This window comes from Pigmentiphaga litoralis (genome assembly GCF_014651835.1).
GTDB classification, from domain to species: domain Bacteria; phylum Pseudomonadota; class Gammaproteobacteria; order Burkholderiales; family Burkholderiaceae_B; genus Pigmentiphaga; species Pigmentiphaga litoralis.
This window is the reverse complement of the sequence record NZ_BMXQ01000003.1, coordinates 336,969-357,763: the sequence shown is the minus strand read 5'-3', so window position 1 is coordinate 357,763 and position 20,795 is coordinate 336,969. Positions and strand designations below refer to the sequence as shown.

General features: G+C 66.2%; 24 protein-coding genes and 2 pseudogenes. 12 read left to right on the top strand and 14 right to left on the bottom strand.

Going from position 1 to position 20,795, the window contains the following annotated elements; all coding sequences use genetic code 11:
- Positions 1 to 4: 4 nt before the first annotated feature.
- From fliJ to fliR, 9 genes are all read left to right on the top strand, one after another.
- Entirely contained in the window at positions 5 to 460 is a 456-nt protein-coding gene (gene fliJ / locus IE116_RS24690; RefSeq protein WP_189616428.1) for a flagellar export protein FliJ, read from the top strand.
- A complete protein-coding gene (locus IE116_RS24685; RefSeq protein ID WP_189616426.1) occupies positions 457 to 1,875 on the top strand; it encodes a flagellar hook-length control protein FliK in 1,419 nt (472 codons plus the stop codon). The genes fliJ and IE116_RS24685 overlap by 4 nt, the downstream gene beginning before the upstream one ends.
- Before the next feature lie 125 nt (positions 1,876 to 2,000).
- Complete coding sequence (locus tag IE116_RS24680; protein ID WP_189616424.1) at positions 2,001 to 2,519, top strand: flagellar basal body-associated FliL family protein; 519 nt, start codon at positions 2,001 to 2,003, stop codon at positions 2,517 to 2,519.
- A 63-nt stretch (positions 2,520 to 2,582) separates the two neighbouring features.
- A complete protein-coding gene (gene fliM, locus IE116_RS24675; protein WP_189616421.1) occupies positions 2,583 to 3,590 on the top strand; it encodes a flagellar motor switch protein FliM in 1,008 nt (335 codons plus the stop codon).
- A complete protein-coding gene (fliN, locus tag IE116_RS24670; protein ID WP_229828889.1) occupies positions 3,580 to 4,017 on the top strand; it encodes a flagellar motor switch protein FliN in 438 nt (145 codons plus the stop codon). Before fliM ends, fliN begins: the two co-directional genes overlap by 11 nt.
- 5 nt (positions 4,018 to 4,022) lie before the next feature.
- The gene (fliO, locus tag IE116_RS24665; protein WP_189616416.1) at positions 4,023 to 4,385 is read left to right on the top strand and encodes a flagellar biosynthetic protein FliO; all 363 of its coding nucleotides are present in this window, start codon (positions 4,023 to 4,025) and stop codon (positions 4,383 to 4,385) included.
- The gene (gene fliP, locus IE116_RS24660; RefSeq protein WP_308428273.1) at positions 4,382 to 5,146 is read left to right on the top strand and encodes a flagellar type III secretion system pore protein FliP; all 765 of its coding nucleotides are present in this window, start codon (positions 4,382 to 4,384) and stop codon (positions 5,144 to 5,146) included. The genes fliO and fliP overlap by 4 nt, the downstream gene beginning before the upstream one ends.
- A 102-nt stretch (positions 5,147 to 5,248) precedes the next feature.
- The gene (gene fliQ, locus IE116_RS24655; RefSeq protein WP_189616415.1) at positions 5,249 to 5,521 is read left to right on the top strand and encodes a flagellar biosynthesis protein FliQ; all 273 of its coding nucleotides are present in this window, start codon (positions 5,249 to 5,251) and stop codon (positions 5,519 to 5,521) included.
- 10 nt (positions 5,522 to 5,531) lie between these two features.
- Positions 5,532 to 6,305, top strand: a complete 774-nt coding sequence (gene fliR / locus IE116_RS24650; RefSeq protein WP_189616412.1) for a flagellar biosynthetic protein FliR — start codon at positions 5,532 to 5,534, stop codon at positions 6,303 to 6,305.
- A 107-nt stretch (positions 6,306 to 6,412) separates the two neighbouring features.
- Here fliR and IE116_RS24645 read toward each other — a convergent pair.
- From IE116_RS24645 to IE116_RS24610, 9 genes and pseudogenes are all read right to left on the bottom strand, one after another.
- Positions 6,413 to 7,363, bottom strand: a pseudogene (locus IE116_RS24645) (sensor histidine kinase); the annotation flags it as partial.
- Between the two features lie 3 nt (positions 7,364 to 7,366).
- A pseudogene (locus IE116_RS26020) lies at positions 7,367 to 7,816 on the bottom strand (sensor histidine kinase N-terminal domain-containing protein); the annotation flags it as partial.
- 94 nt (positions 7,817 to 7,910) lie between these two features.
- Complete coding sequence (locus IE116_RS24640; protein ID WP_189616411.1) at positions 7,911 to 8,591, bottom strand: response regulator; 681 nt, start codon at positions 8,589 to 8,591, stop codon at positions 7,911 to 7,913.
- A 250-nt stretch (positions 8,592 to 8,841) separates the two neighbouring features.
- The gene (locus IE116_RS24635; protein WP_189616409.1) at positions 8,842 to 9,273 is read right to left on the bottom strand and encodes an ExbD/TolR family protein; all 432 of its coding nucleotides are present in this window, start codon (positions 9,271 to 9,273) and stop codon (positions 8,842 to 8,844) included.
- Between the two features lie 12 nt (positions 9,274 to 9,285).
- Positions 9,286 to 10,125: a MotA/TolQ/ExbB proton channel family protein gene (locus tag IE116_RS24630; RefSeq protein WP_189616407.1), complete on the bottom strand. Its 840-nt coding sequence runs from the start codon at positions 10,123 to 10,125 to the stop codon at positions 9,286 to 9,288.
- Positions 10,028 to 10,822: an energy transducer TonB gene (locus IE116_RS24625; RefSeq protein ID WP_189616405.1), complete on the bottom strand. Its 795-nt coding sequence runs from the start codon at positions 10,820 to 10,822 to the stop codon at positions 10,028 to 10,030. The genes IE116_RS24630 and IE116_RS24625 overlap by 98 nt, the downstream gene beginning before the upstream one ends.
- 260 nt (positions 10,823 to 11,082) lie before the next feature.
- On the bottom strand, positions 11,083 to 12,045 hold the full coding sequence (locus tag IE116_RS24620) for a tripartite tricarboxylate transporter substrate binding protein (protein ID WP_189616404.1): 963 nt from the start codon (positions 12,043 to 12,045) through the stop codon (positions 11,083 to 11,085).
- Positions 12,046 to 12,113: 68 nt separating this feature from the next.
- Positions 12,114 to 13,037, bottom strand: coding sequence for a substrate-binding domain-containing protein (locus IE116_RS24615; RefSeq protein ID WP_189616401.1), 924 nt, complete (start codon positions 13,035 to 13,037; stop codon positions 12,114 to 12,116).
- Positions 13,034 to 13,915, bottom strand: coding sequence for an amidohydrolase family protein (locus IE116_RS24610; protein WP_189616399.1), 882 nt, complete (start codon positions 13,913 to 13,915; stop codon positions 13,034 to 13,036). Before IE116_RS24610 ends, IE116_RS24615 begins: the two co-directional genes overlap by 4 nt.
- Before the next feature lie 144 nt (positions 13,916 to 14,059).
- On the opposite strand from IE116_RS24610, the gene IE116_RS24605 reads away from it, so the two are divergent.
- Positions 14,060 to 15,022 (top strand): LysR family transcriptional regulator, encoded by a 963-nt coding sequence (locus IE116_RS24605; protein ID WP_189616398.1) that lies wholly within the window; start codon positions 14,060 to 14,062, stop codon positions 15,020 to 15,022.
- A gap of 8 nt (positions 15,023 to 15,030) precedes the next feature.
- Here IE116_RS24605 and IE116_RS24600 read toward each other — a convergent pair whose 3' ends face one another.
- From IE116_RS24600 to IE116_RS24590, 3 genes are all read right to left on the bottom strand, one after another.
- The gene (locus tag IE116_RS24600; RefSeq protein ID WP_189616395.1) at positions 15,031 to 16,035 is read right to left on the bottom strand and encodes an LLM class flavin-dependent oxidoreductase; all 1,005 of its coding nucleotides are present in this window, start codon (positions 16,033 to 16,035) and stop codon (positions 15,031 to 15,033) included.
- Positions 16,036 to 16,163: 128 nt separating this feature from the next.
- Positions 16,164 to 16,769, bottom strand: coding sequence for a TetR/AcrR family transcriptional regulator (locus IE116_RS24595; RefSeq protein ID WP_189616393.1), 606 nt, complete (start codon positions 16,767 to 16,769; stop codon positions 16,164 to 16,166).
- Between the two features lie 99 nt (positions 16,770 to 16,868).
- Positions 16,869 to 17,201, bottom strand: coding sequence for a hypothetical protein (locus IE116_RS24590; RefSeq protein ID WP_189616391.1), 333 nt, complete (start codon positions 17,199 to 17,201; stop codon positions 16,869 to 16,871).
- Positions 17,202 to 17,415: 214 nt separating this feature from the next.
- On the opposite strand from IE116_RS24590, the gene IE116_RS24585 reads away from it, so the two are divergent.
- Positions 17,416 to 18,510, top strand: a complete 1,095-nt coding sequence (locus IE116_RS24585; RefSeq protein ID WP_189616389.1) for a tetratricopeptide repeat protein — start codon at positions 17,416 to 17,418, stop codon at positions 18,508 to 18,510.
- Between the two features lie 18 nt (positions 18,511 to 18,528).
- On the opposite strand, the gene dmeF is transcribed toward IE116_RS24585, so the two are convergent.
- The gene (dmeF, locus tag IE116_RS24580) at positions 18,529 to 19,653 is read right to left on the bottom strand and encodes a CDF family Co(II)/Ni(II) efflux transporter DmeF (protein WP_373303105.1); all 1,125 of its coding nucleotides are present in this window, start codon (positions 19,651 to 19,653) and stop codon (positions 18,529 to 18,531) included.
- 244 nt (positions 19,654 to 19,897) lie between these two features.
- Here dmeF and IE116_RS24575 point away from each other — a divergent pair, with 244 nt between their 5' ends.
- Positions 19,898 to 20,173, top strand: a complete 276-nt coding sequence (locus tag IE116_RS24575; RefSeq protein WP_189616387.1) for a metal/formaldehyde-sensitive transcriptional repressor — start codon at positions 19,898 to 19,900, stop codon at positions 20,171 to 20,173.
- A 61-nt stretch (positions 20,174 to 20,234) separates the two neighbouring features.
- Here the strand turns inward: IE116_RS24575 and IE116_RS24570 are convergent, their stop codons facing one another.
- On the bottom strand, positions 20,235 to 20,789 hold the full coding sequence (locus tag IE116_RS24570; RefSeq protein ID WP_308428272.1) for a CopD family protein: 555 nt from the start codon (positions 20,787 to 20,789) through the stop codon (positions 20,235 to 20,237).
- Between the last annotated feature and the right edge of the window lie 6 nt (positions 20,790 to 20,795).

The following is a 20,795-nucleotide window of genomic DNA, read 5'->3' as shown; positions in this document are numbered from 1 at the left end:
CATCATGGCTTCCAGCGCCACCCTGCACACGTTGATCGAACTCGCCGTCGAACGCAAGAACAAGGCCGCCCAGGACTTCGCCCGAAGCGCCGCGGCACACAAGCATGCGTGCGAACGGCAGGTCCTGATCGAAAGCTATCGCGCCGATTACGAACTGCGGATGCGCACGCAGGCGGGCACGGGCATCGATGGCACGCGTGTCAGCAACTACTCGCGCTTCATCCAGCAACTGTCGGAAGCGGTGGAGCAGCAACGGCTGGAAGTGGACCGGTGCGCCCGCTTGCTGCAGCAGACCCGGGACGCCTTCTTTGAAGAAGAACGCAAGGTGAAGTCGTTCGAGATCCTGGCCAAGCGCGAGACGGATCGCAAGTCGTCTTCCGAAGCCAAGAAGATACAGAAGCAGATCGACGAGTTCGCCAGCCGCAAGGCGTACGGCACCGCCAGCGGGTTCTCGCTGTGAGCGGCGCGTCCAACGCATCCGCGCCGGTCTCGGCCGGGAACGCGCTGTTTGCACCGCCGCCGTCTCGCAACGCCCAGCCGACCAAGGACGAGAGTTTCAACGCGGCCATGGACCGCGCGGCCCAATCGCAGGCCGCCGCGGCTCGTGCGGCGGCGCGCGCCCGCGAGACCGCACCGAAGGACCGCAGTGCTGCCGCGGCAGACGATGGCGCCCCGGCCGAGACGGCCAATGCGCCGGCCGGTCCGGGCGATGCTCAGTGGCTCGCACAGTTTGCCGCGATGATGGGACATGCCCATCCCGGGTTTCCCGGCGCGGTGCCCGGCCAGGGGGGAGCCGGTACAGGTGGCCCTGCGGGGTTGACTGCGGCCATGAACGCAGGCGTCGCGACGGCCCTGCCGGGCCTCGATGGCAAGCCGGTCGACCCGTCGGCGACGGCTGCCGATGGCGTGCTGTCGCTGGCAGGTCTGAACGGCCAGGCCGCCACGGATGCCGATGTGCTTGATCGTCTCTCGTCGATGGTGTCCGGCGGACAGGGCCGGCGCGCCGATGGCGTGACCGCGTCGTCCAAGGACGGTTGGGGCGGTGTTGCAGACCTCGCGACCGACGCGGCAACCGGCCTGGTCAAGGGTGCGGCGGGCGCGCTGCTTCGTGGCGCCGACATGGTTCCCGGCTTTGCCGCCGTGGCAGCAGCCGCCACGGCAGCAGCCAATGTCGCGAACGCGGCAGCGTCTGCGGTAGCAGCCGCCAGCGCCGCGTTGGGTGGCGATGCCGCGTCCGGCGGGGCAGGCGGGGCGATGGGAGCCGCCGGCGCGCCCGGCGCATCGGGCAGCGCGGACGCAAGCGCCGCAGCGCTTGCTGCGGCCGACGCCGCGGGCACGCCGCTGCCGACGCATGGCGTGGGCGCACACCCCACCGCGGCAAGCAGCCGCACCGATACGCCGGGCGTCCCGGGCGCACCGGCCTCGCTGCATGGACAAGCGCTGCAAGGTCGTCTGGACGAGGCCCTGCGCTGGATGACGGGCAACGGCCTGCAGAACGCCGAACTGCGCGTAACGCCGGATGCGCTCGGCCCGATCACCATCCATGTCCGCATGGATGGCGACACGGCATCGGTGATGTTCGGCAGCGCCCACGAGCAGACACGGCAGGCACTCGAGGCCTCGCTAGGCGGCTTGCGTGACGCGCTGGCTGCAGGCGGCATGACCCTGGGTGATGCGTCTGTCGGAAGCGAACAACAACAGCGGCAGATGCTGGCGGATTTCGGCAACGGGGATCGTCGGCAGAACAACAGCGATGCGGCAGCCGCTGACCTGACGTCGGCCGCCACAACTGGCGCTGCAGCAGGCCTTGCAGGCGATGCCGCAACGCCGGCCACGCTCCGCCGCGACAACGGTCTGTTGAACGTGTACGCCTGATAAGCCGTTCCAAGAGATAACCCCGGGTTTCGTTACCTGTTCGACGGATTGCCCCTGACGGGCAATCCCATAATCCAAGCTCGCACCTGCATTCGGTGCGTCATTCTTACCCAGCGAGACGTTCCATGGCCGAGGCCACTGTTCCCCCAAAACGCCGCAAGACCCTGCTGCTCGTCGTTGGCCTGGTCCTGCTTCTGGTTGCCATTGCGGCGGCCGCGGCATTCTTCCTGATCCGGAACAAGCAGCTCGAAGCCTACAGCTTTGGCGACGAACCCGATCCCCAGGCGCAGGCCGCGCAAGCCAAGAAGACGCCCGAAAGGTCCGACGCGTCCAAGCATGTGTTTGCTGCGCTCGATATGTTCACGGCCAACCTGGCAGACCGCGAGCGCGAACGGTTCGCACAGATCGCCGTCATGGTCGAGGTCAAGGATTCCAAGGCTGAGACCGCGCTCAAGGTCGTCGTTCCGCCGGTCCGCAGCGACATCCTGTTGATGCTCACCGCCAAGAATGCGGAAGAGCTGTTGACGCTGGACGGCAAGCGCAAGCTTGCCCAGCAGATCCTCGACATCGCGCGCACGCGTATCGCCCCCGAGTTCCGGGGCGACGTGTTCGCCGTGCACTTCTCCAGCTTCGTCATCCAGTAACGCCGGCGGTTTGCGTGCACCTTTCGACTCATTCCTTGCGTTCGGCATCGCGGAGCCTCAGCCATGGCTGGTGAATTTCTTTCACAAGACGAAGTCGATGCGCTACTGCGTGGCGTCACCGGCGAACAAGAGGACAAGGCCACTGACGATATCCCGGAAGACGGGATACGTCCGTACAACCTTGCCAAGCAGGAGCGGATCGTTCGCGGGCGCATGCCGTCGCTCGAGATCATCCATGACCGTTTCGGCCGCCTGCTGCGCACCGGGCTGTTCAACTTCATGCGCCGCAATCCCGAGGTATCGGTCGGACCGGTCAAGCTCGTCAAGTACAGCGAGTTCCTGCGCAATCTGGTCGTGCCGACCAACCTGAACATCGTTTCGCTCAAGCCCCTGCGCGGCAACGCCCTGTTCGTATTCGAACCGCGCCTGGTCTTTTCGGTGATCGACAACCTGTTCGGTGGCGATGGCCGCTATCACACGCGTGTCGAAGGCCGCGACTTCACGTTGACCGAACAACGCATCATCCAGCGGATGCTGGGTGTCGTGCTCGACGAGTACGCCAAGGCGTGGGCCGCCGTCCATCCCATGCAGTTCGAATACCAGCGCGCCGAAATGCACACGCAGTTCGCCAACATCGCGACGCCGTCCGAGATCGTCGTCTGCGCGTCGTTTTCGATCGAATTCGGTTCGTCGGGCGGCGACCTGCACGTCTGCTTTCCGTATGCATCGGTCGAACCCATTCGCGACGCGCTGTACAGCCCGGTCCAGGGCGACCAGATGGAGCCTGACAAACGCTGGCTGCGCATGCTGTCCAAGCAGATCCAGCTGGCCGACGTGGAAATGGTCGTGAACCTGACCGAGACGGACCTGCTGCTGCGCGATCTGCTGTCCATGAAAGTTGGCGATGTCATTCCTGTAGACATCGCTCCCACCATTCCCGCCTACGTCGACGGCGTCCCCATCTTCGACTGCAAAGTCGGCGTGAGCAATGGGCAGTACGCGGTGCGTATCGGCAAGGTCCTGGCGACCTTGCAAGCGGATAACACCATCGGAGATGAACATGGCAACTGAAGCACCGGGCAGCGATTCGCCCGACATCGACACGTCTGCGGACATGGACTGGGCGGCCGCGATGGCCGAGCAGTCGCAAGCCGCGGCGGCCGCCGAGCCGGCACGACTGGCCGACGAATTGTTCGAGGAGTTCGCGTCCACGGCGCCGGCCGGTTCGCCGACGCCCAACGACATCGAAATCATCATGGACATCCCGGTCACGTTGACCGTGGAACTGGGCCGCACGCGCATTCCGATCAAGCAGATCCTGCAACTGGCGCAGGGTTCGGTCGTCGAACTCGACGGCCTGGCGGGTGAGCCGATGGACGTGATGGTCAACGGCTGCCTGATCGCCCAGGGCGAAGTCGTGGTGGTGAACGACAAGTTCGGCATTCGCCTGACCGACATCGTGACGCCGTCCGAGCGCCTGCGCCGTCTGAACCGGTAATCGTGGTGCCGGGTCCTTCTTCTTTGCTGCAGACGGTGTTGGCGCTGGCCCTGGTGCTGGCGCTGATTCTGGCATGCGCCTGGTGTTTTCGCCGCTTGCAGCGGCCGATGGGCGCATTCCAGGCGCCCATGCAGTTGCGCGGACAGCTGATGGTCGGCCCGCGCGAGCGGGTGGTGCTGATCGAGGTGGGCGACCAGTGGATCGTTGCGGGCGTGGCCGCCGGCAGCGTGCGGCCCCTGGCCGTCATGCCGCGCGGAGACATCGCCACGCCGGCCAATGGCCCTGGTGCGGGTGCTGGTGCGGGCGCTGGCGCACCCGTCCCGAATTTTGCGGCGCTGCTTGATCGCATGCGCAAGAAGTCATCATGAATGCTCGAAGCAGTCTGACGCGGGCGCTCGGTCTGGCGCTCGCGCTTGCCCTGCTGCCCACCGCAGCCGCCCTGGCTCAGCAAGCCGGGATTCCGGCGCTGACCAGCAGTTCGGCGCCCGGTGGTGGCACGACGTGGTCGCTGTCGTTGCAGACGCTGCTGGTCCTGTCGGCGCTGACTTTCCTGCCGGCCGTGCTGCTGATGATGACCGGCTTCACGCGGATCATCATCGTGCTGTCGTTGCTGCGCAGTGCGCTGGGTCTGCAAGGCTCGCCGCCCAACCAGGTGTTGATCGGGCTGGCGCTGTTCATGACGTTTTTCATCATGACGCCCACGCTCGACAAGGTGTATGTCGACGCCTATCAGCCGTTCGAGCGGGGCGAGCTGGGATTCCCGGAAGCGCTGGACAAGGCACAGGGTCCGCTCAAGGATTTCATGCTGAAGCAGACGCGCGAGTCCGATCTGGCGCTGTTCATCCGGCTGTCGCGGACCGAGCCCGTGACCGAGGCGGCGCAGTTGCCGCTGCGCGTGGTCGTGCCCGCGTTTGTCACCAGCGAATTGAAGACCGCCTTTCAGATCGGCTTCATGGTCTTTCTTCCCTTTCTTGTGATCGACCTGGTGGTGTCCAGCGTGCTCATGTCCATGGGCATGATGATGCTGTCACCCGTGCTGATTTCCTTGCCGTTCAAGCTGATGCTGTTCGTGCTGGCCGACGGATGGAATCTGTTGATCGGCAGCCTGGTGGCGAGCTTTGCCACGTGATGCCGGTGGCGCAAGGGGGGCCGGCGCCCGTCCCCACGCGCATCGCTCTTCCCGAGCACCCTCGCCACCCTGTTTTCCGCCCTGCTTCAAAGCGATTTTGTCATGAATAATTCCGCCGGCGTCCTGACCCTAGCTCAGGACGCAATCATGGTTGCCCTGTATCTGTCCGCACCGTTGCTGCTGGCGGCGCTGGCGGTCGGCCTGGTCATCAGCGTGCTGCAGGCCGCGACGCAGATCAACGAGATGACGCTGGCCTTCGTGCCCAAGCTGATCGCCATCTTCATGACGGCAGTCATTGCGGGGCCGTGGATGATCACGATGATGACCGACTATATCAAGCGTCTGTTCGGCAACATCCCGTTCATGCTGGGCTAGGCGGCGCGTCGTGATCAGCTTTACCGATGCCGAGGTGCAGGCAGCGATCGCGTCGCTGCTGTGGCCTTTCATCCGTATTCTTGCGCTGATCCAGACGGCGCCGATTTTCGGCCATCGCGCCGTGCCGCAGCGGGCCAAGATCGGCCTGGCGGTGCTGATCACGATTCTGGTTGCGCCGCTGACGCAGGCACCGGTGGTCGATGCGTTTTCGGCAACGGGATTGCTGCTGCTGTTCCAGCAGATCATCGTCGGCGTATCGATGGGTTTTGGCTTGCGCGCCATTTTCGGCGCGTTCGAAATGGCGGGTGACCTGATCGGTCTGCAGATGGGGCTCGGCTTTGCGTCGTTCCTGGATCCGCAGCGCAATGCCCCGTCGCCGCTGCTGTCGACCTTCCTGATGATGTGCGCCATGCTGGTGTTCCTGTCGACCGACGGGCACCTGACCTTGCTGATGACGCTTGCCGACAGCTTTACGGTGCTGCCCATTGCTCCCTCGCCCTTGTCGGGCCTGGACTGGATGAAGCTGGCAGGGCTGGGCACCATCGTGTTTGCCGCGGGCGTGCAGATTGCATTGCCGGTGCTGGCCGCGGTCCTGGCGTTGAACATCGCATTGGGCTTCGTCTCGCGCAGCGCGCCGCAGCTGAATATTTTCGCGTTGGGTTTCGCGATTACGCTGCTGGCGGGCATGTTGCTACTGTGGCTGGCGCTGGGACTCATGGCGGGGCCGATCGAGCGTATCGTCGGCATTCCGATCCCCTACTTCAAGACCGCGATCCGGCCGTAAAACCGCAGGGCGCGGCGGCAAGCCGTGGCCCCCATGCCGTGGCCGCCAAGCCGTCGTGCCTCGAAGCCGTCGTTCCCCAAGCCGTCGTTCCCCAAGCCGTCGTTCCCCTAAGCCGCGGCCCCGGTGCGCGCCATCCTCGTCAGATGCGTCCCGATCCGCGGCCCGGGAAACACCAGGCTGACTCGCGTCCCATCAAACTCGGGGCGGCTGCGCAGGTCCCAATGGGCACCGTGCGACTGGGCGATTTCCTTTACGATCGCCAGCCCCAGGCCCGACCCGCCCGCTACCGACCCCTGCCCCCGATAGAAGGGGTCGAACACGCGTTCCCTTTCGCTTGCACCGATACCCGGGCCATCGTCTTCCACGATCAGGCTCGGCGGCGCGTCCTGCACGCGCAGCACGATGCTGCCCGGCCCTTGTCGGTAGCGGATGGCGTTATCGATCAGGTTGCCCAGCAACTGATCCAGCAGCACGGCGTCGCCATCGATCCAGATGGGTTCGTCGGGCGCGGCCAGCGCGAGTTCAACCTGTGCCTGGCGCGCGGCCGGAATCCAGCGGGCGCCGCATTCCTGCGCCAGCTCGACCAGGTCGATGCGGTTGAAGCTGTCCTGGGGACGCACGTTGGCGTCGATGCGCGCCAGCACCAGCAATTGCTCGCCCACCCGGATCATGCGGTCGGCCGCCCCCTTGATGCGTTCGGCGCGCTGGCGAATGTCGTCGGGCAAGGTGCGCGACAGCATCAGTTCCGATTCCAGCTTCAGTCCGGCCAGCGGCGTGCGCAGCTGATGCGCGGCATGGCCAATAAAGCGCCGCTGGGACGCGACGGCTTCGTCGAGCCGGGCCAGCAGCGAATTCGTCTTGGCGATCAGCGGCGTGATTTCGGTTGGCACGTCATCGACGGCGATAGGCTGGAGGTCGTCGATGCTGCGGGTTTCGATCTCATCCGACAGACGGCTGACCGAGTCCAGCCCCGACCGCACCCCGGTCACGATCACGAAGCCCAGCAGCGCCACCAGCAGCAACTGGCCCGCGACCAGCACGGACAGCACTTCTTCGATGAAGCGGCTGCGTGTGTTCAAGGTTTCGGCCATCACGACGTCGACGGGAACGCCATCGAGCTGGAAGCGCAGCGTGGCGGCGCGCACCGGCAACCCGTCGATCGTGGTGTCGTAGACGGTGGGCCGGGCGTTGTTGATCATTTCCACCGCGGACGTGACCGGTTCGTTGGCCGCCATGTCTTCTTCGTGCCGCAGGGCGTCGCTTGCTGGCGGCGCCGCCAGCTCGGGCCGGCCGCCGAGCACCACCCCGTTCGCCAGCACCTTGAAGTACAGGCGTTCGTCGGGATCGACGTCGAGGAAGCGGGTTGAGTTCCAGGTGATGTCCAGCTGCGGCCCCTGGGGCGTCATGGTCACCTGCCGGGCCAGCGCACGCGCCGTGTCCACCAGCGCGCGGTCATAGGACTGCGAACTGAGCTTGCGGGTGATGACGTAGGTGGCGACCGTGTCCATCATCGCAAGCAGCAGCACGGCCGGCAGCAGACGTGCCAGCAGATGCCATGCAAGCGAGCGGCGGTGCAAACCAGCGGCGCGCGGCGCGCCGGCCGGCCTAGGCCGCAGGAGGCGCATCGAGTTCCAGCAGATAGCCAAAGCCCCGCACCGTCTGGATATTCACGCCGGCGCCTTCCAGGCGCTTGCGCAGACGGTACACATAGACTTCGACCGCGTTTTCGCTGAAGTCGGCGTCCCAGGCAGACAGGGAGTTGACGATCTGGCGTTTGGTGACGACACGGCCAAGGCGCGTCATCAGCATTTCGAGCACCGACAGTTCGCGAACCGACAGGGCGACCCTTTCGCCGTTGACGCGCAGTTCGCGGCCGACGGTGTCGAAGCTGAGCGAGCCGGCTTCCATGATCGGGCTGACCTGCCCGGCACGGCGGCGGATCAGCGCGCGCACGCGGGCGGCGAGCTCGGGCAGTTCAAAGGGCTTGGTGACGTAGTCGTCGGCGCCAGCATCGAGGCCGGCCACACGATCTTCCAACGCATCGCGTGCCGTCAGGATCAGCACAGGCACGGAATTTTCGTTGGCGCGCAGGCGGCGCAGCACGGTCAGGCCGTCTTCGCCCGGCAGGTTCAGGTCGAGCAGCACCAGGTCGTAGGTCTGGCTGCTCAGTGCGCCCGACGCTCGTTCGCCACTGGTGAGCAGATCCACGGCATAGCCCTGGTCGGTCAGGAATTCGCTCAGTGCCCCACCCAGGGTCACGTCGTCTTCGATTACCAATACACGCATGTTGCTAGACGCCGGGAGGCCGCGCGTCCCATGGAGGAAAGACGCCAAGGGTAAACCCATGCGACGACGAATGCCAGCGCCCGACCGGCTGTATTACGAAATGGCAATGAATCAGTCTGGACGGCATCGCGCGCGCCGATCCCCGCGGTCTGCATCGCGCATGCGCCAATGCAAAACGGGACCGCAAGGTGCGTCCCCTGCGATCCCGTTCCGGCGCTGATCAAGCCAGCGCCGCGCTTCTGCCCTGCGTTTACTTGACCGGCTTGGGGTCCGGCGTACTGACGAATCCGATCCGCTTCATGCCCGCGCGCGATGCGTCGGCCATGACCTGCGCCAGCACTTCGTAGCGCGTGGCCTTGTCGGCGCGCAGTTGCAGTTCCGGCTGCGGATCCTGCTTGGCGGCGACCTGGAAACGCTCGGACAACATGCCCATGTCGATCTTGCCGTCGTTCCAGTAGAGCTCGCCGTCGGCATTGATGGCCAGGTCGATCGTGATCGGATCGACCTGCGAGGGCGCCGACGTGGCCTGCGGCACATCGATGCGGACCGCGTGCGACAGCAGTGGCGCCGTGATGATGAAGATCACCAGCAGCACCAGCATCACGTCGATCAACGGCACCATGTTGATTTCGGACATCGGCGCGCCGTTGTTGCCGCCGCCGTTGAAGCTGCCAAAAGCCATGGATGTCTCCGGTTAGTTCTGGGCCGGCGGCTTGGGGGTCTTCAACGAACGGATGTTGCCGTCGTTGACGACCTGCTGGCCGGTGGTCAGGAAGGCGAACAGATCATGTGCGAAGGCGTCGAGGCGAGCCAGCAGCACGCGGTTGCTGCGCACGAAGTAGTTGTAGGCGAGCACGGCGGGAATCGCAACGGCCAGGCCCAGGCCCGTCATGATCAGCGCTTCGCCCACCGGACCGGCGATGCGGTCGATGGTGGCGCCGCCGCCCTGCCCGATGGCGACCAGCGCGTGGTACACGCCCCATACCGTGCCGAACAGGCCCACGAACGGCGCAGTCGAGCCGACCGACGCCAGGATGGACAGGCCGTTTTCGAGCTTGGCGGTTTCTTCGTCGATGACCTTGCGCATGGTGCGCGTGACGAAATCGGTCTGGCTGCCGGCTTCTTCGAGCTTGGACACGCCGTACTGCGCGTGGTGGCGGCGGGCGTAGATGGCGTGGCTGGTCAGGTGCGAGAACGGATCGTTGACGCCGTGGGTGGTGATCTCGCGGTCTACGGCTTCGAGCGACGTGGCGTTCCAGAAGTGCTGGACGAATTTGTCGCTGGCGCGGCGGGTGCGCAGGCCCGCGATCGCCTTGACGACGATCAGGTACCAGGTCGCCAGGGACATCAGCACCAGAATGATGAACAGGGCCTTCCCCAGACCATCGGTCTGGGAAATGAAGTGCGCAAAGCCCAGGCTAGGGGTGTCGTTCATGTCAGTCCTTGACTTTGAAGTTGAACGGAATGTCGGCGAGCGCCGCGAACGCGACGCCGTTTTCGGTATACGGACGGAAAGCGGCCTGACGGGCGGCATCGACAGCCGCTTCGTCAAGGCGTGAAAAACCCGAAGACTTCTGCACGGTGGCGCGATCGACCCGGCCACGCGGGTTGATCAGCACCCGCACGACCACGATGCCTTCTTCGCGCATCCGCTGCGACACGCGCGGGTAGACCGGCGTGGGCGGTGCGCCGGCGTAGTCGATCTGGCCGATCAGGCGCGGTTCGTTCGACACCGGGGCCGACGGCGACGCGGCACGTTCGGCGGCGTCGGGACGCCCGCTGGGGGGGGCCTGCGGCGTTGGAGCGGGTGCCGGCGGTGCGGCTTCGACCGGCGGTGCGGGCGGCGTGGAGATCGCACTTTCCGACACGGGCGGCGGTTCGGGACGCGGTTCCGGCTTGGGCAAAGGCTTGGGCACCGGCTTGGGAACGGGCTTGGGCACCGGCTTGGGCACCGGCTTGGGAGGTTCCGGCTTGGGCTTGGGCGGCTCGGGCTTGACCTCCGGCACGGGAGCCGGCGGCGTGGGTGCGGGCGGCGCCTTGACGGCCTGCACGACCGGCGCCAGTTCGACGAAACGCACTTCGACCGTTTCGGTCGGCTTGACGGGCAGCGGTTCGGGACGGGTCATTGCCAGCGCCCCGATGACAGCGGCGTGCAGCGCAAGCACGGTCAAGCCAGCGCCGGCACGCAGCCCGCCAGGGGCGGGCGAATTCCAGGACAATGTGGCGCTCATTCGTGGGGTCGGCTCATTCTTGGGATCGGCTCTTCCGCAGGTTGGCGCGCACGCCTCGCCAGGAAGACCAAAAGAATATCACAAATGCGAACGATTCGCAGTTGCCATTCGCATGGGGGGAACTGCGGAGCGCGCCATGTCATGGCCGGTCATGACGCCTTGCAACCTGTCGGCTCCACCAAAAAAAACGGCCGTTGCCGGCCGTTGTGTCCCAGGATGAAAGCCGCGCGGCGGGGTCTGCCCCGCGGCGCGCCCTGCCCTTACTCCGGCGTCAGGCCCGAGTCCTTCACGACTTTTGCCATCAAGGTGCGGTCGGCCAGGAACAGCTTGTTGAAGGCATCGGCGCTCATCGCATCCGGCGTCACGCCCTGGCTGGCCAGACGCTGCTTGATCACGTCCGACGCCAGGACCTTGGCGGTGGCGGCATTGATCTGGTCGACGATGGCCTTGGGCGTGCCGGCCGGGGCCAGCAGGCCGAACCACGATTCGAACGCATAGGACGGCAAGCCGCCTTCGGCCACGGTGGGTACGTCAGGCAGCAGGGCCGACCGTTTCTTGGACGTGACGCCGATGATGCGCAGACGGGCATCCTGCACGTAGGCGCCGATGCCGGCGTTCGGCACGATCACGGCCTGGGTACGGCCGGCGGCGACTTCGTTGGCCGCTTCTTGCGTGGACTTGTACGGCACGTGCAGCATGTCGGCGCCAGCGACGTTCAGGAAGTAGGCCATGGCCAGATGGGTCGAGCTGCCGATGCCCGCCGATCCGTAGTTCAGCTTGCCAGGATTTTTTTGGGCATAGGCGACGAACTCGGCGATGTTCTTGGCCGGGACGCCCGCGCCGATCATGAGCACGTAGTTTTGCGTGCCGATGTTGGCGACGGGAACGAAGTCCTTGACCGGATCGTAGGAAGGCTTGGCCGCCAGCGAGGCCGTCACGAAATGGCTGGACGCCGCCATCAGCAGCGTCTTGCCATCGGGTTCGGCGCGGGCCACGTTGGTGGTGCCGATCGCGCCGCCCGCACCCGGCCGGCTTTCGATGATCATGGTGCGGCCCAACGCCTCACCCAGTTCGGTATAGAAGCTGCGGGCCAGCAGTTCGCGCGCGCCGCCAGCGGCAAAGGGCACGACAATGCGCGACACCTGGCCGCCGATCTGGGCGCTGGCGGGCAGCGCGATGAAGGTCGCGGCAAGCGCGAGCACGGTACTGATAAAACGTTTCATGAAGTCTCCTGGTTTTGATTGGGGTGGACAGCCCGTCGCAGCGTGAAGGGGTAGCCCGTCGCAGCGGGCTAGGCGCCCAAGATGCGGGTGGTGTCGTCGAACAGTTCGTCCACCGACAGGCGGCGGGGAATCAGGCGTTGCTGCCAGCTGTACTCCAGCAGCACGTCCAGCGATTTGCGGTTGGCGTCCAGGCCAAAGGGCGTCAGGTCGGGGCCGCCCGGCTTCTTTTCGTCGGCCAGGCGCTTGCTCTCGCGCAGCATGCGGTAGACCTCGCGCACGACGTCCGGACGGCTCGTGGCGAGTTCCGAATCGATGGCGACCATGTGATTGATCGGGATGGCGCCGGTGCGTTCGCTCCAGGCCCTGGCCTCGCCATAGGGATCGGGGATCACGGGCTGCAGGCGCGCGTCGTCGGGCATGCCCGATCCGATGATGGCTGCATCGAGTTCTCCCGCGAACAGCATGTCGACCAGCACCTTGCCATCGGCCGCGCGTTCCAGTTCCGGGGGATCATCGAATTCGGCCACATGGGCGCCTTCGAAGGTGACCCACTGGACGGCGTCCAGATCCACGCCATAGTCGTTCTGCAGGAAGCCGCGGATCCATGCCACGGTGGTCTGGGAATGCGCACGGATGCCGATCCGCTTGCCGGCCAGATTGGCCAGCGTGACCGGACCCCGTTCCGCGTTGTAGACCAGGCATTGATGCTGAGTGCGGCCGGCGCCGATCACGGCAGGCATGAGCACCAGCGGCCGGCCGTAGGCCCGCGCCTGGAAGAACGTGACCAGCGCCAATTCGGCCACCTGGAATTCGCGGGTGCGCACGACGCGCGGAAAGGCGCGGTTGGACACTTTGACGTCGGCAATCTGCAGGTCGATCAGGTCGGACGTGAGGGCGCCGCTGCGAATGCCCTGGGTGCCGGCGTAGTTGCCAAGCAGCGTCGCCAGAGGCAGTCGGGTTGCGGGCGCGCCGTTCTGTGCAGGCGTGCTCATGATGCCTGACCCCCTGCTGCGCCCAGTTCCGGATACAGGCTGATTGCCGTGCCCGAAAAGATGGCGGTCTGTTCATCCGCCGTCAGCTCGCTGGCTGCCGCTTTGGCTTCGGCCACCAGATCCGCCAGGCTGCCGGCAGACGCCGGGAAGTTCGAGCCCCAGGCCATGCGCGATGCGCCAAAGGTGTCCACCGCCTTGCGCAGGAAGGCCTGCGGCGTGGACGCACCTTCGGCCGATTCGCGCACGTTGTGCGTCGTGTACTTCACATACAAATTCGGAAAGCGCGCCAGGTCGAACAGCGACGCCGCGGCGGCGTAGGGCGCGCCGTCGCTCAGGGTCGGGCGGGCAAAGTGATCCAGCACGATCCGCACGCCAGGAAAGCGCGTCAGCAGGGTTTCGAGCTGCGGCAGGCCGGGAGCGCGCAACTGCACGGCCACGGGAATGTCGTGCTGTTCCGCATAGGCCCAGGCGTCGAAACCGCGCGGATCGTCCAGCCGAACCGATGCGGCCGTGGTGTGGCCGGCGATGAACACACGCATGCCGCTCAAGCCCTGTTCGCGCCAGTGCTTGATCGCCGCCACGCCATCGGCCGCCATCAGGTCAATCGAGAACACACCGGCAAAACGGTCCGGGTGGGCGGCCACCGCGGCAGCCACATAACTGTTGTCATGTCCGTAGCAGGTAGAGGCTTGCACGAGCGCCGATTTGCTGACGCCGGCCTCGTCCATGCAGGAAAGCATGCGTTCGAAAGACACCGGGCGCTCGCGCGACCAGGCCGATTGTTCGCCGGTCAGCGGGGCCAGCGGGTAGCGCGCCGCGTCGTCGCTGATGACGTGAGGATGGATATCGATAAGGGCTGGAGAATGGGATGACGCCATGGCGGACCTGCCTGCTGAATGTGCGCAAAAACGCGATGGCCGGATAGTGCGCCGGCGTCCATAAGCAGACAATTGAGTATTTACACGCGTGCCATAAGCAAACGCTAATATCTCGCTGTCCTTCGATTCGTCCCAAGGTGACCCATGGCCCAACTCGACTGGTATATCCGCGCCAATCTGAAACCCCGGCACCTGCAGTTGCTGGTTGCCCTGGATGACCTGCGCAATCTGGGCAAGGTCGCCGCCAGCCTGAACATCAGCCAGCCGGCGGTGTCGCTGGCGCTGGGCGAACTGGAAAAGGGCCTGGGCATCCGCCTGTTCGAGCGCACGGCGCGCGGCGTCAATCCCAACATCTATGGCGAGTGCCTGATCCGTCAGGCGCGCGTGGTGCTGAGCAGCCTGGCGCAGGCGCGCGATGAGCTGCGCGCCCTGCTCTCGGGCGCATCGGGCAAGACGACCCTGGGCGCCCTGCCCGCCATGGCGCCGGCCGTGGTGCCGAAGGCGCTGGCGCTGCTCAAGCAGCGCACGCCGGGCACGACCGTGCTGGTGCATGAAGGCGCAATGGAAACGCTGCTGCCGGAACTGCGGCGGGGCGCGATCGACCTGATCGTCGGGCGGTTGCTAAGCCATCGGCAAAGCTCGGACGACCTCAGTGAAAAGCCCTTGTTCGAAGGGTCGAGCACGGTGGTCGTGGGCGCCGCGCATCCGCTTGCGCGGCGCAAGCGCCTGCGCTGGAGCGACCTGTCGGCCTTTCCCTGGGTATTGCCGCCCGTCGGGTCATTGCCCCGCGAGCCGCTGGAAAGCGCCTTGCAGCAGCATGGTGTCGCGATCCCGAGCAACACCATCGAGACGCTGTCGACGCACGTCATCCTGACCTATCTGCAGTCGAGCGATGCGTTGGGGATCCTGTCGAAGGTGGTGGCCGATCACTATCGCGATCTGGGCCTGCTGGCGGTCCTGCCGCTGGAGTTGCCCGATGTGCTGCGGCCCATCGGGCTGACGTGGCGGCGGGACGCGGCGCTGTCGCCGGCCACGCTGCAGATGATGCAGGCGATCGAGGCGGTCAGCGCCGCAGCGCCGGGCGCCTTGCCCGGGCTGAAGGCCTAGGCCGCCGTTTAACCGGCAGTCCGCGCGGCCGCGGCAATGTCGAACGCATGCAGGCGCTTGGCATGGTCGTACATGTCGCAGGTAAAGATCATCTCGTCCGCCTGGGTCTTTTCCAGGATGGCCTTCAGACGCGCGCGCACCGTGTCGGGACCGCCCACGACAGCCATGTCGAAGAAGTTCTTCACCGCCTGCTGTTCCTGCGGTTGCCACAGCCCGGCCATGTTGGCGACAGGGGGCTTCATCCGCAGGCTTTCGCCGCGCATCAAGGACAACACCCGCTGATAGGCCGTGGTGGCAAGGAAGGTCGCTTCGGCGTCGGTATCGGCGGCGACCAGCGGCACGCCAATGGCGACATAAGGCTTGTCCAGCACGGCGGACGGCTGGAAGTTGTCGCGGTACAGGCGGATGGCGTCATGCAGGAAGCGCGGCGCAAAGTGCGACGCGAAGGCATAAGGCAGCCCTTCGCGCGCGGCCAGTTGCGCGCTGAACAGGCTCGATCCCAGCAGCCAGATCGGCACGTTGGTGTCCGACCCCGGCATGGCCAGCAGCCGCTGGCCGGCATAGCGCGGGCCCAGCAGCTGTTGAAGCTCGGCCACCTGTTCGGGAAAATCCTCGCCATTGCTGCCGCTGTCCCGGCGCAGTGCCCGCATGGTGTATTGATCGGCGCCCGGCGCGCGGCCCAGGCCCAGGTCGATGCGGCCCGGGTACAGCGTGGCCAGCGTGCCGAAGTTTTCGGCCACCACCAGAGGGGGATGGTTGGGCAGCATCACGCCGCCCGAGCCCACCCGGATGCGGGTGGTGCCACTGGCGACATAACCGATCACGACTGACGTCGCGGCGCTGGCGATGCCATCCATATTGTGGTGTTCGGCGAGCCAGAAGCGGGTGAAGTCCAGCGCTTCGACGTGCCGGGCAAGGCTCAGCGAATTGTGCAGCGCGTCGGCAGGCGTGCCGTCATCGCGGATCGGCGCAAGGTCGAGCACCGAAAAAGCGGTTTCTGCAAGGGTCTTCATCTTGGCTCCTGGTTGCGGGCGGTGGCGGCGGGGATGAAGGTATTTATACCATACGTTATAGAAATCAGCCGCCGGAAGCCGATAGCTTCCATCGATCGTTCAAACCGCTTGGAGCTCCCGGTGCGCTGTCAGTTCCCGACCAGGCAGTCCCATGCCGTCATTGCGCCATCGACAATGGACAGCAGGCGTTCACGGCTCGCGCCATCCCGTGCCTGGATCGACAGACCCTGCAACACCGTCGTGTAGAACGCTGCGACGGCAACCGGATCGGCCTTGACGCCAAGTTCACCGTCGTCGCGCGCGCGGCACAACCTGGCCTCGATCGTGCGGGCAACGTCGACCCGCAAGTCGTGCAGGGTTGTTTCGATCGCCTTGTTGGCCGGGGAAAAGTTGAGCGTGCTCAGGTCCACCAGGCAACCGGGCGGCTTGCCCGGCGTCGAGTAGCGCAGCGCGGCGGTGCGCAGCAGGCCGCCGATGGCGTCGCGCACCGGTGACGTGTCCAGCCCCTGCCACAAGGCTTCCGATTCCTGCGCGTGGTACAGCGCAAGCGCCGAACGGAACAAGGCTTCTTTCGAGCCGTAGGCCGCATAGACGCTGGGCGCGCAAATGCCGCCCATGGCGTCCTTCAGGGCGGTCATGGTGGCGCCTTCGTAGCCCATGTCCCAGAACACATCGAGCGCGCGGCGCAAGGCGTCGTCGCGATCGAAACTGCAGGGGCGGCCTCGCTTAGCCATTCGGTAACCTCATTGACTTACAGCGGGCATTGTAGCCAGCGCCCTCGCGGGCAGCTCGGCGCGTTGCGTGCGCCGGGACGGCTGCCAGGGGCGCCGATGTCAGTATCCCAGCTTGCGGGCGTTGCGCTCGAGCGCCGCGGACGCTGCATGGGCCAGGGTTTTCAGGTCGGCGGGGTCGGGCGCCTTGCCGTCCAGCCACACGAAGTCATACAGGCGTTCACCCGCTTCGAGTTCGATATTGAAGAGCTTGCTGACCTTCGCATCGTCGTCCACATCGACCTTGCACGCGAAGCGCGGCTGGCCAAGATGCACCAGGTATTCGAACTGGCTGTCGGTTCCTTCTCCGATGATCCAGCGATCGGCGCGGATGTCACCGGATTCGATCACGGCATCGGCGATCGGGGTGGTCGAAAAGTGTGGCAGTTTGGGCATACGTGCGTCTCCGGATGGCGGTCGAAGAGGTTAACCGATGTCGGCAGGCTTGCGTCCGGAAACCACCAGGGTCGTCATGTCGCGCACCAGCCGGCCCGCCGCGCCCAGACGGGCGGACACGCAATCGCTCAGGTCGTTTTCGCACACCGTGTCCGGACGGACGGCGGCTCGTGGTGTACATTCCCGCGCTAGTCTGCACTGACAGGAGCTGCCCATGTGGACCACCCCCAGCGCCCGCCGGGTCCCGCTGCGATGCGCCGTGCGCCGTTGCACCGCCGGACTGCTCGTTCTGCTGATGGCAGGCTGCGCGCCTTTGCCCGCGCCATCGACCGCGCCTGCCCCCGAAGCCGATCCGGTTGCCGCGCCCGTGGCGGCGGCGGCCGCCGCCGTGCCGGCTGCGCCACCCCCGCCTTATGTCGACGTCGTGCAGTGCGACGCGCGCGTCGATGCCGACCTGCTGTTCGGGCGCGGCCACGAACTTTTCCAGGAACGCATGCCGGCCAGCCTGGCCAAGGCATCGACCTGCCTGACGCTGGCCGCGACCAAGGGCGACGACCAGGCGCTGTGCTATCTGGCGGCGCTGCACAGCGACCGGCGCGGCATCGATCCGGACCCGGTCAAGGCGGTCCGCTACCTGCGGCAGGGGGCGCTGACCGACAACGCCTGCGCCGAGTTCGGCCTGGCCAATGCCTACATCACGGGCGCCGGCGTGTCGCGCAATACGCGCCAGGCGCAGACCTGGATGCTGCGGTCGGCGCAGCACGGCTACGCGGCCGCGCAGTACATGCTCGGCACCCAGGCCGAAGCGCGCAAGGATCCCATCACCGCCTGGGCCTGGCTGGCCATCGCCACCGAATACGGACACCCGCAAGCGGGCGTGCGCCAGCAGGCCGTGGACGGGAGGCTGACGGCACGCCAGCGCACCCAGGCCCAGGCGCGCGCGCAACAGCTGCGCGCCACGCTGATGCCCGTCGCCGATGCGCGCTTGGCGCGGACACGGCGCGAGGTGCTGGAGTTCGTCGGGTATGTCGATCGCTTCTTTCCGGAGTTGTATGCGGGCATGGGCGAACGGCAGCGCTATGCGCGCACGGCATCGTGGGTGGCGCGGGCCGCGACCCAGGGCATCGTGGCCGAAGCGGATGTCGCCGCCTACATCACGATCATCGGCTTTCTGGACGAAGACGCCGTGCGGGGCAATGGGCGCTATCCCGAAATCGATCGCATCCTGGCCAATGCCGGCATGCCGATGAGCGACCGGCTCAAGCTGGCCGCGGAGCGGGCACAGGCGCTGCAGGGGACGGGGCGCTAACCGGCGACCCGGCGTTGGTCAGGCTGCTGGCGAGGGCGCCCGGTTGCCATTGACGGGATCGTGCTTCGCAGGACCGTCTGTGGCAGGATCCTGTGGGTCGGCGGAACGCAGGTTCACTTCGACCGTGATGTGCACCAGTTCTTCATGGATGCCGATGGCGCGGCGCACGACGTCGGGCGCCAGGGGCTGATCGGCCACGACGCCAACGATGCATGCGAATTTGCCCTTGCCGACCTGCCAGACATGCAGGTCGGTGATCGCTGCCTTGACCGGCAAGGCGGCCACCGCGTCGCGGATCTCGTCGGCCACGGGCGCATCGCCATTGGCATCGAGCAGCACCCGCCCCGACTGCCGCAGCAGACCCCACGCCCACACCGCGACCAGCACCGCACCGGCAATGCCCATGAGCGGATCCAGCCATACCGCGCCCCACCACTTGCCGCCGAACAGAGCGATGATGGCAAGCACGGAGGTGGCCGCGTCGGCGACGACGTGCAGGTAGGCGGCCCGCAGGTTGAGGTCGGTGTGGTCGTGATGGTCGTTGTGATCCAGGTGGTCGTGATTCTGTCCATGCCCGTGGCTATGGCCGTGACCATGCCCATGGCCGTGATCATGTCCGTGATCATGCCCATGCGCGTCCTTCAACAGCCAGGCGCAGACAAGGTTCACCAATAGGCCGACCGCCCCGACCGCAATCGCCCGGTTGTAGTCGATCGCCACCGGTGACATCAGGCGGTCCACCGACTGCCAGGCCATGTAGACGGCCACACCCATCAACAGGACGGCGCTGGTGTAGCCGCCCAGCACTTCCACCTTCCACGTGCCGAAGGTGAAGCGGCGGTCCTGGGCATGCTTGCGGGCATAGGCATACACCGCCACCGACAGCCCCAGCGCCAAGGCGTGTGAACTCATGTGCCAGCCGTCGGCCAGCAGCGCCATGGACTGGTAGAGCCAGCCGGCGGTGATCTCGACCACCATCATGACTGCCGTGATGCCGGCCGCCCAGGCGGTGCGCGACTCAGCCAGCGGATTGCCCTCGTCGAAGACGTGACTGTGGGTATACGACGCCGAGGCCGCGGACATCGAGGACGGGCGGGAAGCCGACGGGACGGCGGGATCGGAAGCAGGCGTGGGCAGGGTCATGACGGGGTCCGGTAGACGCGCGCCAAGCGACGCGATCGACGCGCAATATACTCTACCCCAGTATAGTACTCATGGTTGCGGGGCTGCTGGATCGCGGTATGGTTCAGGCTGCTGTTCAACCACCTGCTGACTCCGCCCTTCACCCCAGTGTTCACCTTGCTGTTCACCGCACCGTTCACCCCCTACCGATCACCCTGCTGTCCACCGCAGGCCTCCCTCCGCCCATCGCCCAGCCGAGCCCGACATGCCGCACACCATTCACGACAAGAAAAAACTGCTCGCACGCGTGCGCCGCATCAAGGGGCAGGTGCAGTCGCTCGAAGCCGCGCTGGAACAGGAAACGGAATGCGCCGCCGTGCTGCAGCAGATCGCGGCGGTGCGCGGTGCGGTCAGCGGTCTGATGGCCGAGGTGCTGGAGGGGCATTTGCGGGAACATCTGGGCGCCGACGATGTGTCACCGGCGCAGCGGCAGGCTGACCTGGAAGAGGTCGTCAGTGCACTGCGTTCCTATCTGAAGTAAGGCTGAAGCAAAGCGGCGACCGCCCCACATGAAGCAGCGGGCCCACCGACCCGCCGCGCCGTCACCCCAGAAAGGCGATGATCACCACACCGGTCCCGATCAGCAGATTGATGCCGACCCACTTGCGGATCGACGCCATGGCGACGCCGCCGGCCTTCCAGTCGGACGCGGCCACCGCACGGCGCAGGCGGCCGAACAGCGCAAAACGGATGTGGCCGAAAATCAGCGCCATGATGATGCCGAAGGTGCCCATCAGGTTCCAGGCCAGCGGCATGCGAAAACGCCCGCCGGTCTCGGCCACTTGCGCCGCGGCCAGCCCGACCATGCCCAGGCCCGACCCCACCGCCAGCAGCACCGCAACGCCCGCGAGCAGAAAGAAACGCCGCAGCACGTCTTCCATCAACCGCAGGCGCACCGGCGGCTCGAGGGTGGCCACGGCCGGCCGCAGGGCCAGATGCGCGAAGGCCATGCCGCCCACCCACACGATGATGGAGGCGACGTGGATCAGGGTGAGCAGGTCATAGAACATGGACGCACCGGTCTGCGGCCCGCGTCGGTCGGCAGCCAGGCGCAGTGCGCGGCCATCCGGATCCCGTGCGGCAGGCAGCCGGTCCACGGGGAC

Excerpts from the sequence above, each read along its gene's own strand:
- fliJ (WP_189616428.1), top strand. The coding sequence starts at position 5 with ATGGCTTCCAGCGCCACCCTGCACACGTTGATCGAACTCGCCGTCGAA.
- IE116_RS24680 (WP_189616424.1), top strand. The coding sequence starts at position 2,001 with ATGGCCGAGGCCACTGTTCCCCCAAAACGCCGCAAGACCCTGCTGCTC.
- fliM (WP_189616421.1), top strand. The coding sequence starts at position 2,583 with ATGGCTGGTGAATTTCTTTCACAAGACGAAGTCGATGCGCTACTGCGT.
- fliN (WP_229828889.1), top strand. The coding sequence starts at position 3,580 with ATGGCAACTGAAGCACCGGGCAGCGATTCGCCCGACATCGACACGTCT.
- fliP (WP_308428273.1), top strand. The coding sequence starts at position 4,382 with ATGAATGCTCGAAGCAGTCTGACGCGGGCGCTCGGTCTGGCGCTCGCG.
- fliQ (WP_189616415.1), top strand. The coding sequence starts at position 5,249 with ATGAATAATTCCGCCGGCGTCCTGACCCTAGCTCAGGACGCAATCATG.
- IE116_RS24640 (WP_189616411.1), bottom strand. The coding sequence starts at position 8,591 with ATGCGTGTATTGGTAATCGAAGACGACGTGACCCTGGGTGGGGCACTG.
- IE116_RS24635 (WP_189616409.1), bottom strand. The coding sequence starts at position 9,273 with ATGGCTTTTGGCAGCTTCAACGGCGGCGGCAACAACGGCGCGCCGATG.
- IE116_RS24630 (WP_189616407.1), bottom strand. The coding sequence starts at position 10,125 with ATGCCGCCCGTCAGGCCGCTTTCCGTCCGTATACCGAAAACGGCGTCG.
- IE116_RS24625 (WP_189616405.1), bottom strand. The coding sequence starts at position 10,822 with ATGAGCGCCACATTGTCCTGGAATTCGCCCGCCCCTGGCGGGCTGCGT.
- IE116_RS24620 (WP_189616404.1), bottom strand. The coding sequence starts at position 12,045 with ATGAAACGTTTTATCAGTACCGTGCTCGCGCTTGCCGCGACCTTCATC.
- IE116_RS24615 (WP_189616401.1), bottom strand. The coding sequence starts at position 13,037 with ATGAGCACGCCTGCACAGAACGGCGCGCCCGCAACCCGACTGCCTCTG.
- IE116_RS24610 (WP_189616399.1), bottom strand. The coding sequence starts at position 13,915 with ATGGCGTCATCCCATTCTCCAGCCCTTATCGATATCCATCCTCACGTC.
- IE116_RS24605 (WP_189616398.1), top strand. The coding sequence starts at position 14,060 with ATGGCCCAACTCGACTGGTATATCCGCGCCAATCTGAAACCCCGGCAC.
- IE116_RS24600 (WP_189616395.1), bottom strand. The coding sequence starts at position 16,035 with ATGAAGACCCTTGCAGAAACCGCTTTTTCGGTGCTCGACCTTGCGCCG.
- IE116_RS24595 (WP_189616393.1), bottom strand. The coding sequence starts at position 16,769 with ATGGCTAAGCGAGGCCGCCCCTGCAGTTTCGATCGCGACGACGCCTTG.
- IE116_RS24590 (WP_189616391.1), bottom strand. The coding sequence starts at position 17,201 with ATGCCCAAACTGCCACACTTTTCGACCACCCCGATCGCCGATGCCGTG.
- IE116_RS24585 (WP_189616389.1), top strand. The coding sequence starts at position 17,416 with ATGTGGACCACCCCCAGCGCCCGCCGGGTCCCGCTGCGATGCGCCGTG.
- dmeF (WP_373303105.1), bottom strand. The coding sequence starts at position 19,653 with ATGACCCTGCCCACGCCTGCTTCCGATCCCGCCGTCCCGTCGGCTTCC.
- IE116_RS24575 (WP_189616387.1), top strand. The coding sequence starts at position 19,898 with ATGCCGCACACCATTCACGACAAGAAAAAACTGCTCGCACGCGTGCGC.